The sequence below is a fragment of the Mycobacteroides chelonae genome (assembly GCF_016767715.1).
Classification (GTDB): Bacteria; Actinomycetota; Actinomycetes; order Mycobacteriales; family Mycobacteriaceae; genus Mycobacterium; species Mycobacterium gwanakae.
Genome location: NZ_CP050145.1, coordinates 3970504 through 3986009, shown reverse-complemented (window position 1 = coordinate 3986009; position 15506 = coordinate 3970504). Strand labels below are relative to the sequence as shown.

At 63.4% G+C, this 15506-nt stretch carries 19 protein-coding genes; 12 read left to right on the top strand and 7 right to left on the bottom strand.

Going from position 1 to position 15506, the window contains the following annotated elements; translation table 11 throughout:
- Nucleotides 1-22: 22 nt before the first annotated feature.
- Nucleotides 23-340 (bottom strand): hypothetical protein, encoded by a 318-nt coding sequence (locus HBA99_RS19670; RefSeq protein ID WP_070952072.1) that lies wholly within the window; start codon nucleotides 338-340, stop codon nucleotides 23-25.
- A 136-nt stretch (nucleotides 341-476) separates the two neighbouring features.
- Here HBA99_RS19670 and HBA99_RS19665 point away from each other — a divergent pair, with 136 nt between their 5' ends.
- Nucleotides 477-1880 carry an amino acid permease gene (locus HBA99_RS19665; protein ID WP_046254691.1) on the top strand — a complete coding sequence of 468 codons (1404 nt, stop codon included), beginning with the start codon at nucleotides 477-479 and terminating at the stop codon, nucleotides 1878-1880.
- Here the strand turns inward: HBA99_RS19665 and HBA99_RS19660 are convergent.
- The 4 genes from HBA99_RS19660 to HBA99_RS19645 form a co-directional block, all read right to left on the bottom strand.
- Complete coding sequence (locus HBA99_RS19660; RefSeq protein ID WP_070952073.1) at nucleotides 1877-2167, bottom strand: DUF1905 domain-containing protein; 291 nt, start codon at nucleotides 2165-2167, stop codon at nucleotides 1877-1879. The genes HBA99_RS19665 and HBA99_RS19660 overlap by 4 nt on opposite strands.
- A 5-nt stretch (nucleotides 2168-2172) precedes the next feature.
- The gene (locus HBA99_RS19655) at nucleotides 2173-2658 is read right to left on the bottom strand and encodes an SRPBCC family protein (RefSeq protein ID WP_030096653.1); all 486 of its coding nucleotides are present in this window, start codon (nucleotides 2656-2658) and stop codon (nucleotides 2173-2175) included.
- Between the two features lie 3 nt (nucleotides 2659-2661).
- On the bottom strand, nucleotides 2662-3018 hold the full coding sequence (locus HBA99_RS19650) for an ArsR/SmtB family transcription factor (RefSeq protein WP_057967442.1): 357 nt from the start codon (nucleotides 3016-3018) through the stop codon (nucleotides 2662-2664).
- 61 nt (nucleotides 3019-3079) lie between these two features.
- Complete coding sequence (locus HBA99_RS19645) at nucleotides 3080-3784, bottom strand: hypothetical protein (RefSeq protein ID WP_070922962.1); 705 nt, start codon at nucleotides 3782-3784, stop codon at nucleotides 3080-3082.
- A gap of 86 nt (nucleotides 3785-3870) precedes the next feature.
- Here HBA99_RS19645 and HBA99_RS19640 point away from each other — a divergent pair, with 86 nt between their 5' ends.
- From HBA99_RS19640 to HBA99_RS19615, 6 genes are all read left to right on the top strand, one after another.
- Nucleotides 3871-5505, top strand: coding sequence for an acyl-CoA dehydrogenase family protein (locus HBA99_RS19640; protein WP_070932935.1), 1635 nt, complete (start codon nucleotides 3871-3873; stop codon nucleotides 5503-5505).
- 21 nt (nucleotides 5506-5526) lie between these two features.
- Nucleotides 5527-6414, top strand: coding sequence for a crotonase/enoyl-CoA hydratase family protein (locus HBA99_RS19635; RefSeq protein WP_070952450.1), 888 nt, complete (start codon nucleotides 5527-5529; stop codon nucleotides 6412-6414).
- Between the two features lie 2 nt (nucleotides 6415-6416).
- Entirely contained in the window at nucleotides 6417-7160 is a 744-nt protein-coding gene (locus tag HBA99_RS19630) for a PaaX family transcriptional regulator C-terminal domain-containing protein (protein WP_070932937.1), read from the top strand.
- Nucleotides 7157-7924: a crotonase/enoyl-CoA hydratase family protein gene (locus tag HBA99_RS19625; protein WP_070922959.1), complete on the top strand. Its 768-nt coding sequence runs from the start codon at nucleotides 7157-7159 to the stop codon at nucleotides 7922-7924. Before HBA99_RS19630 ends, HBA99_RS19625 begins: the two co-directional genes overlap by 4 nt.
- A gap of 74 nt (nucleotides 7925-7998) precedes the next feature.
- A complete protein-coding gene (locus tag HBA99_RS19620; RefSeq protein WP_046254683.1) occupies nucleotides 7999-8559 on the top strand; it encodes a DUF3558 family protein in 561 nt (186 codons plus the stop codon).
- Entirely contained in the window at nucleotides 8556-9098 is a 543-nt protein-coding gene (locus HBA99_RS19615; protein ID WP_057967447.1) for a DUF3558 domain-containing protein, read from the top strand. Before HBA99_RS19620 ends, HBA99_RS19615 begins: the two co-directional genes overlap by 4 nt.
- Nucleotides 9099-9105: 7 nt before the next feature.
- On the opposite strand, the gene HBA99_RS19610 is transcribed toward HBA99_RS19615, so the two are convergent.
- Nucleotides 9106-9540: a DUF3060 domain-containing protein gene (locus HBA99_RS19610; RefSeq protein ID WP_070932939.1), complete on the bottom strand. Its 435-nt coding sequence runs from the start codon at nucleotides 9538-9540 to the stop codon at nucleotides 9106-9108.
- A gap of 38 nt (nucleotides 9541-9578) precedes the next feature.
- On the bottom strand, nucleotides 9579-9992 hold the full coding sequence (locus HBA99_RS19605; protein ID WP_057967515.1) for a DUF3060 domain-containing protein: 414 nt from the start codon (nucleotides 9990-9992) through the stop codon (nucleotides 9579-9581).
- 177 nt (nucleotides 9993-10169) lie between these two features.
- Here HBA99_RS19605 and HBA99_RS19600 point away from each other — a divergent pair, with 177 nt between their 5' ends.
- The 5 genes from HBA99_RS19600 (at nucleotide 10170) to tuf (ending at nucleotide 15391) form a co-directional block, all read left to right on the top strand.
- Nucleotides 10170-10778 (top strand): TetR/AcrR family transcriptional regulator, encoded by a 609-nt coding sequence (locus HBA99_RS19600; protein ID WP_070952074.1) that lies wholly within the window; start codon nucleotides 10170-10172, stop codon nucleotides 10776-10778.
- A 323-nt stretch (nucleotides 10779-11101) separates the two neighbouring features.
- A complete protein-coding gene (rpsL, locus tag HBA99_RS19595) occupies nucleotides 11102-11476 on the top strand; it encodes a 30S ribosomal protein S12 (protein ID WP_003929602.1) in 375 nt (124 codons plus the stop codon).
- Nucleotides 11476-11946: a 30S ribosomal protein S7 gene (gene rpsG, locus HBA99_RS19590; protein WP_030096665.1), complete on the top strand. Its 471-nt coding sequence runs from the start codon at nucleotides 11476-11478 to the stop codon at nucleotides 11944-11946. The genes rpsL and rpsG overlap by 1 nt, the downstream gene beginning before the upstream one ends.
- 77 nt (nucleotides 11947-12023) lie before the next feature.
- Nucleotides 12024-14129, top strand: a complete 2106-nt coding sequence (gene fusA / locus HBA99_RS19585) for an elongation factor G (RefSeq protein ID WP_030096666.1) — start codon at nucleotides 12024-12026, stop codon at nucleotides 14127-14129.
- 68 nt (nucleotides 14130-14197) lie between these two features.
- A complete protein-coding gene (tuf, locus tag HBA99_RS19580) occupies nucleotides 14198-15391 on the top strand; it encodes an elongation factor Tu (RefSeq protein ID WP_070952075.1) in 1194 nt (397 codons plus the stop codon).
- Nucleotides 15392-15506: the final 115 nt, after the last annotated feature.

The following is a 15506-nucleotide window of genomic DNA, read 5'->3' as shown; positions in this document are numbered from 1 at the left end:
AGCAGGAGAAAGGCCCCCGGGGTTACACCCCGGGGGCCTTTCCCTTTCGCCTTGCGGCGATCCACGTGCGCCGCAAGGCACCCCCGGCCACGGCGACGAGAACCACGGGTGCGATGAGCCATTCGAGGACCGCGTCGATCGCGATGATCGGGCCGCGTACCGGGCACTGGTCGCGGAGCTCCGCGTAGAAGAAGCCCTGCACCGAGGTGAGGGCCGCCAGGCTTACCCAAAAGAGCGCCCAGGACCGACTGACGGCGAGCCCCGGGCCGTTCGAATTGAACGGAAGTACCGCGGCGAATATCGGCAATGCCACGCGTCCAATGAACTGTGGGTTGAGCATGCCAGAAGCCTATGTACGTAAGAGAAGTCGGTTCAGCGCATAAATACCTAGCCAGTCCACGCAATTCCACGCGAGTTGTGGACGGTGTGTCCGGGTTTCCCGTGCAATAAGTGTCTGCTCACGCAATGATGTTCCGATGACCGTTGCCAATTCCGAATCCGAGACGCCCGACGCCGGTTACTCACGTGGCCTATCCGCACGCACGGTGCAGATGATCGCAATCGGCGGTGCGATCGGCACCGGCCTGTTCTACGGCGCCGGTGGTGCCATCGAGAAGGCTGGTCCGGCGCTCATCTTGGCGTACCTGGTGGCAGGTCTGGCCATCTTCGTGATCATGCGGGCACTCGGTGAACTGCTGGTCTATCGGCCGGTGTCGGGCAGCATCTCCGAATACGCCGAAGAATTCATGGGGCGCTTCGCCGGATTCGCCAACGGTTGGACGTACTGGGCTGTGTGGGCCACCACCTGTATGGCGGAGATTACCGTCGCCGGGGTCTACATCCAGCGGTGGTGGCCCGGCATTCCGCAGTGGGTCACCGCCCTGGCTGTTCTGCTGATCCTGTTCGCGGCCAACCTGATATCGGTGAAGATCTTCGGCGAGGCCGAGTTCTGGTTCTCGATGATCAAGGTGACGGCGATCGTCGGCATGATCATCATCGGTATCGGTGTGCTGCTTCCCATTGCGGGCCTCGGGCCGGAGTCGGGCCCCACCGTCGCCAATCTGTGGAACGATGGCGGGTTCTTCCCGACCGGATTCAGCCAGGCGCTGCTGAGCTTGCAGATCGTTGTGTTCGCCTATGTCGGTGTTGAGCTCGTGGGTGTGACGGCGGGGGAGGCCGAGAACCCGAAAGTCACCCTGCGCAAGGCGATTAACACCCTGCCGTTCCGCATCGGGCTCTTCTACGTGGGTGCGCTGATCGTCATCCTGTCGATTCAGGGCTGGCGGAACTACCACAAGGGCGAGAGCCCCTTCGTCGCGGTGTTCGAGTACCTGAACATTCCGCAGGCGGCGAACATCGTGAACTTCATCTTGCTGACGGCCGCCCTGTCCTCGTGCAACTCGGGCATCTACTCCACGGGCCGGATGGTGCGCAGCCTGGCGCAACGTGGCGATGCCCCAGTGGGTCTGCAGTCGCTCAGTTCACGGCACGTCCCGATGTTGGCCATCTGCTTTTCCGCGCTGGCCATGGGCATTGGCGTATTCGTGAACTGGCTGTCACCGGACAAGGCGTTCGCCTACATCACGTCGGTATCGACCATCGGCATCATTTTCGTGTGGGGCTCGATCCTGGTGTCCCACTTGATTTACCGGAAGCGGGTCGCGGCCGGCGAGCTGCCTGCTTCGGATTACCGGCTGCCGGGGGCGCCGGTGACGAACATCTTGGCGCTGGCCTTCCTTGCGCTGGTCGTGGTGCTGCTGTTCTTCACGGAGGATGGCCGTACCGCGATCCTGGTGGGCCTGGTGTGGTTCGCGATCGTGGTGCTCGGGTACTTCGTGCACCACGGTGAGCCGGCCCAGCGTGAGAAACAAGACGCCTAAGCGCGGTCGGTATCGAGTCTGACCTCGACGCGCACTGTGTCCCCGGGCCCCTTGCCCAGCTGTTTCTGAATGTCCTTGCGGACCCCGAGTAGGTGCCTGCCGCCATATGGTGCCAGCGATCCCGTGTAGGTCACCGAGGCGTCGAACACGGCGTGCACCGGCACCCTGGCCTTGACTCCGAAGGTGTCGACAGCGGAGAACGGGAACACGATGTAGGCGCCGGGGTCCTCGGGCTGCTCGATCGTCGCCTCGAAGGTGATGGTGCCGGGGTCGCGGTAGTGCACCATGGCGCTTACGAACCGATGAGGTCGTCGATCTGGTTGATCGCCGACGACGCACCTTCGATGACGCCCATGTCCAGTACCTGTTGCAGCGCCTCGGCAGTCTCAAACGTGCTGACGTAGGTCGCCAGGGTGCGGCCGTCCTTTTCGGCGAAGGTGTAGAGGTTCGTCGAGACCGGCATGTTGTCAACCGGATTCAGATCTTCGTCGGAGAAGCCATCCCTGAACGCGAAGCTGTTCGGTTCATCGATGGTCGTGAGCTCCCACCAGCCCGCATACCGTGCGCCATCCGGTCCGGTCATGTAGTAATTCACCCGGCCGCCGGGCGTGAAGTCATGGTCGACGAACGTGGCCGGATAGCTTGGTGGACCCCATACCTTTTCGAGTTGACGCGGGTCGGCATAGATCTGCCAGATCCGGCTGATCGGCGCTTCGAACTCTGCGTCGATGGTGATGGTCAGGGTATCGATATCGTGAGTGACGTTGGTGACGGGCATGATTCAGTCCTTACCTGGTGTCTCGAGCGTCGATGTTGGGTATGCAATGAGTTCGTCGATGCGGGCGATCCTGCCGCGCCAGAACTGCTCAAGCTCGGTGAGCATGGTGCCGACCGAGCGAACCGCTTCCACATCGCCGCTGGCCAGCTGTTCGCGGCCGTTGCGCCTCTTTGTCAGCAGCCCGGACTTCTCCAGCACGGCGACGTGCTTTTGCACTGCGGCGAAACTCATGTCGTAGTTCGCCGCAAGCGTCGAGACCGAGTGCTCGCCGGCCAACACTCGCCGCAGGATGTCGCGTCGGGTGCGGTCGGAGAGTGCATGGAACATGGCGTCAGCCCTGTCCTCATCCGAGTCGGTCACAATTCCAATCTACAACCATTTGGTTGTATGTCAAGGGTGATGTCGGCGGGCGCGACAGGTGTCACGAGAACGGTCGAATTACGTCGTATCGACTGGTGGCCACGGTGTCGATGTTGGCATGGGCTCCAAAGGCTTTGACGCTCTCGAGCATGGCCATCGCGCGTTGGCTCAGCTGCTGTTGATCCGCGGCGCCGTACCAGGCCAGTGGGTCGGTGAGGGCCGCCGCGGGGAACTGCTCGAAGACGATGGCTGAGATCGCGGGTGCGTCGGCCGTGACGGCGCGTACGACCAGGTTCTGTTCATAGCCGATGGTCGACTGCAGCTCGAGCGCGTTGCGGGTATGCACGCCCTGCCACTGCTGACGCCAGGTGTCGAAGGGCATGTCGGCGGGCCTGCGCAGCAATGCGATGTTGGTGAAACCCGTTGACCGCGATCCCGGTTCGGGCTCGGGGGCTGGCAGCGGCACCGACTCTGTCACCAGATATCCGTGTGCATTGGCCGATGCTGCGGCGAGGATTGCCTCGATCTCGCGTATCGCCGGACCATATGACTGCTGAACCCACACGCTGACGGCGGCGGCGAAGGGCGGGTCCAGGGTTACCAGACGCAGGCTCGCGGCACGCACTGCGGCGTCATGCACGCATATGGTCAGGCCATGCGGGCCCGTGGCCCGGATCTTGTCCACAACGTTCGTGCGTAGCTGCTCAGACCACTCATCGGTGGCGGCGTCGAGCGGTTGGCGCAGCACGAAGACGACCTTCTCCACGCTTTTCTTTCTAGCGCACGAGAGGCGCACGGAATGGCATGTGAACAGATCTTGTGCGGTTGTCGTAGAAATGTAACACTGGACGCATGGCCGATACGCATGTCGTCACCAATCAGGTCCCCGCCCTGCGCGACTACAACGCCGCGACCAGTCCCGTGCTGATGGAAGCCCTCATTCGCGAAGGTGGTCAGTGGGGTGTCGACGAGGTTGTCGAGGTCGGTGCGCTCAACGGCACCGACCGCATGCAGCGCGCCGGCGAGTTGGCGAACCGGAACCGTCCGGTGCTGCACACCCACGACCGTTGGGGTCATCGGGTCGATGACATCGAGTTCGACCCGGCCTATCACGAGCTCATGCGGGAAGCAGTCGCTCACGGACTACATGGGGCACCGTGGGCAGACGACCGGCCGGGCGCTCACGTCGTGCGTGCCGCGAAGACCGGCGTATGGACTGCCGATCCAGGCCACATGTGTCCCATCTCGATGACCTACGCAGTGATACCGGCTCTGCGTGCCAATCCCGAGCTGGCGGCCATCTACGAGCCGTTGCTGTCCAGTCGTGTCTACGACCCGGTGCTTTCGGTACCCGCCACCAAGGCAGGGCTGACCGCGGGTATGTCCATGACCGAGAAGCAGGGCGGCTCGGATGTGCGCGCAGGCACCACCACGGCTACGCCGAACGCCGACGGCAGCTATACGTTGGTGGGGCACAAGTGGTTCACCTCGGCGCCGATGTGCGATGTGTTCCTGGTGCTCGCCCAGGCGCCCGGCGGCCTGTCATGTTTCTTCCTCCCGCGGATACTGCCGGACGGCACCCGTAACCGGATGCGGTTGCAGCGCTTGAAGGACAAGCTTGGCAACCATTCCAACGCATCTTCGGAGGTCGAGTACGACGACGCCACGGCATGGCTCGTCGGTGAGGAAGGCAAGGGCGTCAAGACCATCATCGAGATGGTGAACATGACGCGGCTGGACTGCACCCTGGGATCGGCCACCAGCATGCGCACCGGTGTGGCGCTGGCCATGCACCATGCTCAGCATCGCAAGGCCTTCGGTGAGTACCTCATCGACCAGCCACTCATGCGCAACGTGCTCGCGGACCTCGCCATCGAAGCGGAGGCCGCCACCATGGTCGCGATGCGGATGGCGGGTGCCACGGACCGCGCCACGCGCGGTGACGAGACCGAGTCCCTGCTACGCCGTATCGGCTTGGCCGCCAGCAAGTATTGGGTGTGTAAGCGGGCGACCCCACATGCCGGTGAGGCGATGGAATGTCTGGGTGGCAATGGGTACGTCGAGGATTCAGGACTGCCGCGTCTTTATCGTGAAGCACCGCTGATGGGAATCTGGGAAGGCTCGGGGAACGTCAGCGCCCTGGACACGTTGCGCGCCATGGCCACCAAGCCCGAGTGCATCGCGGTGCTGTTCAAGGAGCTTGCGCTCGCCCAGGGCCAGGACGAACGGCTGGACCGCCATATCAGCGGATTGCATTCGCAGCTCGGTGATCTGGATTCGGTTACCTACCGTGCCCGCAAGGTCGCCGAGGACATCTGCCTCGCGCTGCAGGGGGCGCTGCTGGTCCGTCATGGTCATCCGGCGGTCGCACAGGCATTCCTGGCGACCCGGCTTGCCGGTGACTGGGGTGGTGCGTTCGGCACTCTCCCCACCGGACTGGACCTTTCGCCCATCCTGGAGCGGGCGACCGTCAAGTCGGGTAGCTAGCCGGTGGACACACTCAAGACGATGACCTACGAGGTCACCGACCGCGTCGCGCGCATTACCTTCAACCGGCCCGAACAGGGCAACGCCATCATCGCCGAGACCCCACTGGAACTGGCGGCACTGGTGGAGCGTGCCGACCTGGATCCGCAGGTTCACGTCATCCTGGTGTCGGGCAGGGGAGACGGATTCTGCGGGGGCTTCGACCTCAGTGCCTATGCTGAGGCGAACGATGAAGGCATGGCGCAGTATTCAGGCACCGCACTAGATGGTGAGGTGCAGCTGCGCAACCACCTGCCGAACATCAACTGGGACCCCATGCTCGACTACCAGATGATGAGCCGGTTCACCCGCGGCTTCTCCTCGCTGTTGCACGCCAACAAGCCGACCGTGGTGAAGGTGCACGGGTATTGCGTGGCCGGTGGTACCGACATCGCCTTGCATGCCGACCAGTTGATCGTCGCTGCCGATGCCAAGATCGGGTACCCGCCCACCCGGGTATGGGGTGTACCGGCCACCGGGCTGTGGGCGCACAAGCTCGGCGATCAGCGGGCGAAACGTCTTATGCTTACCGGAGATTGTCTGTCGGGTAAGCAGGCATACGAGTGGGGTTTGGCGGTCGAAGCGCCGGAGCCCGATGATCTGGACGAGCGCACCGAGCGATTGGTGGCGCGGATCGCCGCGATGCCGTTGAACCAGTTGATAATGGTCAAGCTCGCATGCAACTCGGTGCTCATCAACCAGGGCATTGCCAATAGCGCCATGGTGGGCACCGTCTTCGACGGCATATCCCGGCACACCGCGGAGGCCCACGCGTTCACGTTCGATGCCATGACGAACGGTTACCGGCAAGCGGTCCGGCATCGTGATGAGCCCTTCGGTGATTACGGCCGCAGGCCCACCGATCTGTAGCGATGACTAACCCGGTCGAGCATCACCCGATGACCGCGCGTTCGGTCATCCTGAGCCTGCTGCTGGGTGCACACCCCGCAGAGCTGTCTGTGCGCGAAATACGTTCACTGACAACCTTGTTCGGAATCAGTGATACCACTGTAAGGGTGGCGCTGACCCGGATGGTCTCTGCGGGAGATCTTGCGCGAACCGAATCGGGATATCGGCTCGCCGAGCGTCTGCAGGCTCGTCAGCTGCGGCAGGACGAGGCCTGCGATCCGCACCGGCGCTCCTGGGACGGAGACTGGACACAGCTGGTTATCACCAGCGTGGGGCGCGATGCGCGTGACCGCAATGACCTGCGAACCACGTTGCGGCAAAGCCGTTTCGGAGAACTGCGCGAGGGAGTGTGGCTGCGTCCGGACAATCTGGACATCGAGCTGCCACCGTCGGTGACCGACCACGTCTGGGTGTTGCAGACCCGGACCGCGACCCCCGAAGCATTGTCCGCTCAGCTGTGGGATCTGCCCGGGTGGTCGCTCTATGCGACGTCCCTGTTGCGGTGGTGGGATCAGGCCGAGGCAATTCCTGCGCGATTTGTGCTGGCTGCGGCGATGGTGCGGCACCTGCTCGCCGACCCGGTGCTGCCGGATGAGTTGTTGCCGACGGACTGGCCGGCCGACGAAATACGTTCCCGTTACCGGGAGTTCAAGGATGAACTGGTGAAACTGCGCGACAATGCTGAGATGGAGGAGGCCTCCCTGTGAGTGAGAATGCTGTTCGCGTAGAGAAGGCAGGACCGGTGACCACGGTCATTCTCAACCGCCCTCACGCTCGTAATGCCGTTGACGGCCCGACCGCCGCGGCGCTGCTCGCGGCGTTCGCCGAGTTCGACGCCGACCCGGAGGCGTCCGTGGCGGTGCTCTGGGGTGATGGCGGAACATTCTGTGCCGGAGCAGATCTCAAGGCCATGGGCACCGACCGTGGAAATGAACTGCACCCGCAGGGCCCCGGTCCGATGGGCCCGTCACGGCTGCGGCTGTCCAAGCCGGTGATCGCTGCGATATCGGGCCATGCCGTCGCCGGTGGTATCGAGCTCGCGTTGTGGTGTGACCTTCGGGTGGTCGAGGAGGACGCCGTCCTGGGGGTGTTCTGCAGGCGCTGGGGCGTGCCGCTCATCGATGGCGGGACGATCAGATTGCCGCGGTTGATCGGGCACTCGCGTGCCATGGACCTCATCCTCACCGGGCGTCCCGTCGCCGCACCAGAGGCGCTGGACATCGGCCTGGCCAATCGCGTGGTACCTCGTGGGCAGGCCCGAGCTGCCGCCGAGGCGTTGGCGGCGGAGATCGCGGCATTCCCCCAGCAATGTGTGCGAGCAGACCGCGATTCGGCGATCGCGCAGTGGGGGATGGCCGAGGACGCGGCATTGGATAACGAGTTCGGCAGCATCGAGCGGGTGGCGGCCGAGGCGCTGGAGGGAGCCGGCCGGTTTGCCGCGGGTGCCGGCCGCCATGGAGCCGGGGTCTGAGCTGTCTGAGCCCGGGGCAGTAGTAGCGCCGACACACTCAGACTTCAGGGAGACCCACGGGATACGGACGTACTGTGGACACCGTGAGTGTGCGGATGGTTCCGGTATCGGCCCTGGTTGTTGCCGCCGTGGTGCTGGCTGGCTGCTCGCCGCGGTCCTCCGGGGGTGACGACGACGGCGGATCTCCCGATGTGCAGGTGACCACGGTTCCCGAGGTGAACAACGGGCCCGGTAAGGGTTTCAAACTCGGCGACTGCGGTGGCATGACCGATGCGGAAGTCACTGCAGCGGTGGGTAATCCAGCACTCAAGCGCGATGTGGATAGCCTGCTTGGCTGCCGGTGGTCCACCGGCCCCGGAACCGGAGATACGTCTTTGTCGCTGTACTGGTATCGGGGCAGCTCGGCACAGAAGGAGGCGTCCGTCGCGCGAAACCTCGGACATACGGTGGAATCGGTGACCACCAAGTCCTATCCCGGTTACCGCGTGAGCAATGTCGGGTTGTGTGAGCTGTCCGCGGGATCCGGGCCCGATTTCCTGCATTGGTCCCTGCAATCGGGAGACGTCAAAAACGACCCGTGCAAGGCCGTCGAGACCCTGATGGACTCACTGCTCAGCAAGGTAGGCAAGCAATGAAACGGATTGTCGGCGCGCTTGCCGCAGCGGCGCTGCTCCTCGTCAGCCCCACCGGGTGTGCGCGCACCGTCGACGGTTCCGCCGTCGCTCCGGGAGAGTCACTGAACTCCAACGAGCGAGGCGAGAACGACAAGCTGGACCCCTACGGATTCGCAAACGGCCAGTGTGGTCCGCTCGATGAGAAGACGATCGTGGAGACCGTCAAGGCTGCCCAGGTCTACCAGAATTTCTTTGGGGCACTGTGCTATTGGGTCGCAGCCGATGATGCGGGAAATCTCATCGACCTCTTGTACGCCTACTACGAGGGCGGTGACGTCGACCGCGATCGCACGTCGGCCGACGGGATGGGACAGAAGACCGCCGACATTACGATCAACGGCCGCAAGGGGTTCACCAGCACTGGCCCCGGCGGGGGCTGCGGGGTGACGGTTCCGGCCGGTACCGGTTCGTTGACCTGGTGGGTTCAGTACCGCAAGGGCGGCGATAGTTGCGCTGCTGCTCGCCAACTGGTCGAACACATCGTGCAGACGGTGTTGTGAGCGGTGGCTAGGAAGCCTTCTGAATGGTGTTGTTGCTTCCGTAGTTGTTGACCTTGGGTTCGCCCGTCTTGTAGGTCAGCTTGTTCCCGTAGCCGGTCACCGTCACTTCGGTTTTCAGCTCGTCGAACGTGACGGTGTTCGAGAAACCCGAGACGGTGACCTTGTCACAGGTGCCGGTGATGGTGAGGGTGTTGTTGGCGCCCGTGATGTTCAGGCGCTTGCCCTCGTCGCACGCGGCGGTCGTGGTTTGGCCGAAGTACCCGATCACCGTCTCATCCCCGATATCGACCTTGGCAGAGGTCGGTGTGGAGGGGCTGGACGAGGCCGAGGTGGACGGCGGAGTCCAGGTGCCGGGCGTCGGATTGCTCGAACCCGGTTTGATGGCACCGCAGCCCGTCAGTCCGAGCGCGACGAGGGCCAGGACCACATGATGGCGGGACATGACATCGATTATCCGGAGTTTTGGATGACGGCAGGGGGTTAGCCGGGAATGCGGTCGATGAAATTCATCATGCCCAGCTCGCGCCCGCGATCGATGACTGCCGGTTCACCGGACTTGTAGAGGACCTTCTGGTTGAAGCCGTAGACAGTGATGTCGTTGACCACGTTGTCGGCGATGATCGTGTTGGAGGACCCCTGCACTGAGATGGCGTAGCAGCTGCCGAGAGCGGTGATGACGTTCTGCGACCCGTTCACAAAGACGGTCGAATCGCTGCAATCGATAGTGGTCACGAGCCCGTACTGGGTGATGTGGGTGTCGCCGTTCTTCACCAGGCGAATGTTGTCTGCGAGGTCCGAACGGCCCGCCGACGAACTCGCCAACGCGGCGATGCCGGCGGTCGCCAGGACGGCGACCAGCGCTCGCTGCCCCACGGAAACTAGAACGTGTGTCATTTCAGCGTCCAGGTCACCCGATGAGAATAAGGCACCGGGCGCCACGACAGACTCGATGGGCTGACAAACACAAAGGTGACGATGGGGGAGATAGGGTCATAGCAGGCCATCTGCTCCACAAGGCCGCACCAAAGAGCACTGCACTAGAACGACTCACCCCCAGAAGGTGGACCACACGTGACGACCGAGCCCGCAACCGCGCACCGCAGGAACTCTGCGCGGGCAACACGGCTCAACCGCGACATGGTCATCAACGCCGCCTTGTCCTTCTTGGATCGGGCCGGCTGGGATGCGCTGACGATCAACGCGTTGGCCGTCGAGCTCGGCACGAAGGGTCCCTCGCTCTATAACCATGTGGACAGCCTTGATGATCTGCGCCACGAGGTGCGTGACCGGGTATTGGCCGAGATCGTGGGCATGCTGCACACCGTGAGCTCGGGGCGCACCAGCGAGGACGCGATCCTGGCGATGGCCGGCGCGTACCGCAGTTACGCACACCACCACCCCGGTAGATATGCCGCACTGACCAGGATGCCGTTCCTGGACGCCGTGAACCGTCCGACCATCGACGCACGCGAGCTGGCCAAGCCCGCGACCGAGGCCATCGGCGTCTACGGGCTCAATGAGGACACCGCCTTCCATGCGGGCGTCGAGCTGTGGGCCGCGATGCACGGCTTCGTCATGTTGGAGATGACGGGCTTCATGGCGGGCATCGAGATGGATCCCGATGTCGCGTTTACGGAGATGGTGCACCGCTTCGCGTCGGGTCTTGCCGAGCGCAAGTAGGCAAGTTGCCCGCGCATCGGTGAGTTGTCGATGACCTGCGCTTTGTCGCTGGTAGGCGAGTTTGTCTCACCGTGATCAGCCCTGGTATGGTAGGGCGCTGTGCCTGGCCGATGGCCACCACTGGGTTACCCAGCGGGGGTCAGATAGGGCGCCAGGTCAATTCGCATGCCCAGAGGGTGAAGGAGTTTTTCTTCGCGGCCGCGGTGCGTGCGACACGCCCGGCCTCGGGATACCGATACGGGCGAAAACCGCAGGACAACAGGGCCTTCATATGGGCTCGCAGTGCTAGAGCCCAGTAGTAGCTAGAGACAGAAAGCCGGTACATGCCAACCATCAACCAGCTGGTCCGTAAGGGTCGCCGGGACAAGATCGCCAAGGTGAAGACCGCGGCCCTTAAGGGCAGCCCGCAGCGCCGTGGCGTGTGCACCCGCGTCTACACCACCACCCCGAAGAAGCCGAACTCGGCGCTGCGGAAGGTGGCCCGTGTGCGGCTGACCAGCGCGGTGGAGGTCACCGCTTACATCCCGGGTGAGGGCCACAACCTGCAGGAGCACTCGATGGTGCTCGTGCGTGGTGGTCGTGTGAAGGACCTCCCCGGTGTGCGCTACAAGATCATCCGCGGCTCGCTGGACACCCAGGGAGTCAAGAACCGCAAGCAGGCTCGCAGCCGCTACGGCGCCAAGAAGGAGAAGAGCTAATGCCGCGTAAGGGACCCGCGCCGTCGCGCCCCCTGGTCAACGACCCGGTTTACAGTTCGCAGCTGGTTACCCAGCTCGTCAACAAGGTGCTGCTCGATGGCAAGAAGTCCATCGCCGAGCGCATCGTTTACGGCGCCCTGGAGCAGGCCCGGGACAAGACCGGCACCGATCCGGTCGTCACCCTCAAGCGCGCCATGGACAACGTGAAGCCCGCCCTCGAGGTGCGCAGCCGTCGCGTCGGTGGTGCCACCTACCAGGTGCCGGTCGAGGTGCGTCCCGATCGCTCCACCACCCTGGCCCTGCGCTGGCTGGTGAGCTTCTCGCGCGCTCGTCGTGAGAAGACCATGGTCGAGCGGCTTGCCAACGAGATCCTGGACGCCAGCAATGGCCTGGGCGCATCGGTGAAGCGCCGCGAGGATGTCCACAAGATGGCCGAGGCCAACCGGGCGTTCGCGCACTACCGCTGGTGATCTGACGGGCCTCACTTCACGGCGAGGCCCGCCCAGTTCGTCAATCCCCAATTCGAAGCGAAAGAGCGGAAACTTCTGTGGCACAGGAAGTGCTGACCGACCTGAACAAGGTCCGCAACTTCGGCATCATGGCCCACATCGATGCCGGCAAGACCACCACGACCGAACGCATCCTCTTCTACACCGGTATCACGTACAAGATCGGTGAGGTCCACGACGGCGCAGCCACCATGGACTGGATGGAGCAGGAGCAGGAGCGCGGCATCACCATCACGTCGGCCGCGACGACCGCTTACTGGAAAGAAAACCAGCTCAACATCATCGACACCCCTGGGCACGTCGACTTCACCGTTGAGGTCGAGCGCAACCTGCGTGTCTTGGACGGAGCCGTGGCGGTCTTCGATGGCAAGGAAGGCGTGGAGCCGCAGTCCGAGCAGGTGTGGCGTCAGGCCGACCGCTACGACGTTCCGCGCATCTGTTTCGTGAACAAGATGGACAAGCTGGGCGCCGACTTCTACTTCACCGTGAAGACCATCGAGGATCGTCTCGGTGCGCGCGCGCTGCCCATCCAGCTGCCGATCGGTGCCGAGAACGACTTCGAAGGCATCATCGACCTGGTCGAGATGAACGCCAAGGTGTGGCGTGGCGAGACCAAGATGGGCGAGAGCTACGAGACCGTAGAGATCCCCGCTGAGCTCAAGGACAAGGCCGACGAGTACCGCGCAGCGCTGCTCGAGGCCGTTGCCGAGACCGATGAAGAGCTGCTGGAGAAGTACCTGGGCGGCGAAGAGCTGACCATCGACGAGATCAAGGCTGCGATCCGCAAGCTGACCATCACGTCCGAGGCCTACCCGGTGCTGTGCGGCAGCGCGTTCAAGAACAAGGGCGTACAGCCCATGCTCGACGCGGTCATCGATTACCTGCCGTCGCCGCTGGACGTCGGTGCCACCACCGGTCATGTCCCGGGCAAGGAAGAAGAGCTCATCACGCGTGAGCCCAACACCTCCGAGCCGTTCAGTGCGCTGGCGTTCAAGGTGGCCACCCACCCGTTCTTCGGCAAGCTGATCTACATCCGTGTGTACTCGGGCAAGGTCGACTCCGGTGCTCAGGTGGTCAACTCCACCAAGGGCAAGAAGGAGCGTCTGGGCAAGCTGTTCCAGATGCACTCCAACAAGGAGAACCCGGTCGAGTCCGCCGCCGCGGGCCACATCTACGCGGTTATCGGTCTCAAGGACACCACCACCGGTGACACCCTGTGCGATCCGAACAACCAGATCGTGCTGGAGTCGATGACCTTCCCGGATCCGGTTATCCAGGTGGCCATCGAGCCGAAGACCAAGAGCGACCAGGAGAAGCTGGGCACCGCGATCCAGAAGCTGGCCGAAGAGGATCCGACCTTCAAGGTCAAGCTGGACCAGGAGACCGGTCAGACGATCATCGGTGGCATGGGCGAGCTCCACTTGGACATCCTGGTGGACCGCATGCGCCGCGAGTTCAAGGTCGAGGCCAACGTCGGTAAGCCGCAGGTGGCCTACCGCGAGACGATCCGCAAGACGGTCGAGAACGTCGAATTCACCCACAAGAAGCAGACGGGTGGATCGGGCCAGTTCGCGAAGGTGATCATCAGCCTCGAGCCGCTGGTGGATGCCGAGGACGGCGCCACCTACGAGTTCTCGAACAAGGTCACCGGTGGACGCGTTCCGCGCGAGTACATCCCGTCGGTGGATGCCGGTGCGCAGGACGCCATGCAATACGGCATCCTGGCCGGCTACCCGCTGGTGAACATCAAGGTCACCCTGCTCGACGGTGCGTACCACGACGTTGACTCGTCGGAAATGGCGTTCAAGATCGCCGGTTCGCAGGCTCTGAAGAAGGCCGCCCAGTCGGCCCAGCCGGTCATCCTCGAGCCGATCATGGCTGTCGAGGTCACCACCCCCGAGGACTACATGGGTGATGTGATCGGCGACCTGAACTCCCGCCGTGGCCAGATCCAGGCTATGGAGGAGCGCAGCGGTGCTCGTGTCGTCAAGGCACAGGTTCCGCTGTCGGAGATGTTCGGCTACGTCGGCGACCTTCGGTCGAAGACCCAGGGCCGGGCTAACTACTCCATGGTGTTTGACTCGTACGCCGAAGTTCCGGCGAACGTGTCGAAGGAGATCATCGCGAAGGCAACGGGCGAATAGTCCGCCGGAGCACCGCGCCCCTGGCGCAACACTGTAAGTAACAACAACAAGAGTCCAGGAGGACACAAGTGGCGAAGGCGAAGTTCGAGCGGACGAAGCCGCACGTCAACATCGGGACCATCGGTCACGTTGACCACGGCAAGACCACTCTCACTGCAGCTATCACCAAGGTGCTGCATGACAAGTACCCCGATTTGAACGAGGCGTCGGCCTTCGACCAGATCGACAACGCTCCCGAAGAGAAGGCTCGTGGTATCACGATCAACATCTCGCACGTGGAGTACCAGACCGAGAAGCGTCACTACGCACACGTTGACGCCCCCGGTCACGCTGACTACATCAAGAACATGATCACCGGTGCCGCCCAGATGGACGGCGCGATCCTGGTGGTCGCCGCGACGGACGGCCCCATGCCGCAGACTCGCGAGCACGTGCTGCTCGCTCGTCAGGTCGGTGTGCCCTACATCCTGGTCGCGCTGAACAAGTCCGACATGGTGGACGACGAGGAGCTCCTCGAGCTCGTCGAGATGGAAGTTCGTGAGCTGCTGAGCAGCCAGGACTTCGACGGTGACAACGCTCCCGTGGTTCGCGTCTCCGCGCTCAAGGCGCTCGAGGGCGACGCCGAGTGGGCCAAGACCGTTGGCGATCTGATGGACGCTGTTGACGAGTCGATCCCGGACCCGGTTCGCGAGACCGACAAGCCGTTCCTGATGCCCGTTGAAGACGTGTTCACCATCACCGGTCGTGGCACCGTGGTGACCGGCCGCGTCGAGCGTGGCGTGATCAACGTGAACGAGGACGTCGAGATCGTCGGCATCAAGGACACCGTCACCAAGACGACCGTCACCGGTGTCGAGATGTTCCGCAAGCTGCTCGATCAGGGTCAGGCCGGCGACAACGTTGGTCTGCTGGTCCGTGGTGTGAAGCGTGAGGACGTCGAGCGTGGCCAGGTTGTGGTCAAGCCCGGCACCACCACCCCGCACACCGAGTTCGACGGCAGCGTCTACATCCTGTCCAAGGACGAAGGCGGCCGTCACACGCCGTTCTTCAACAACTACCGCCCGCAGTTCTACTTCCGTACCACGGACGTGACCGGCGTGGTGACTCTGCCCGAGGGCACCGAGATGGTGATGCCCGGTGACAACACCGACATCTCCGTCAAGCTGATCCAGCCGGTGGCCATGGACGAGGGTCTGCGTTTCGCGATCCGTGAAGGTGGCCGTACCGTCGGCGCCGGTCGCGTGACCAAGATCCACAAGTGATCTAAAGACGCCAAGAAAACGGCGCTCACCCTTCAGGGGTGGGCGCCGTTTTCGTGTTTTCTCCTCGCCCAGAGGGAATCTGGCGAGGGCCTTGGCCGGTTTCGTCCCGTGAGAC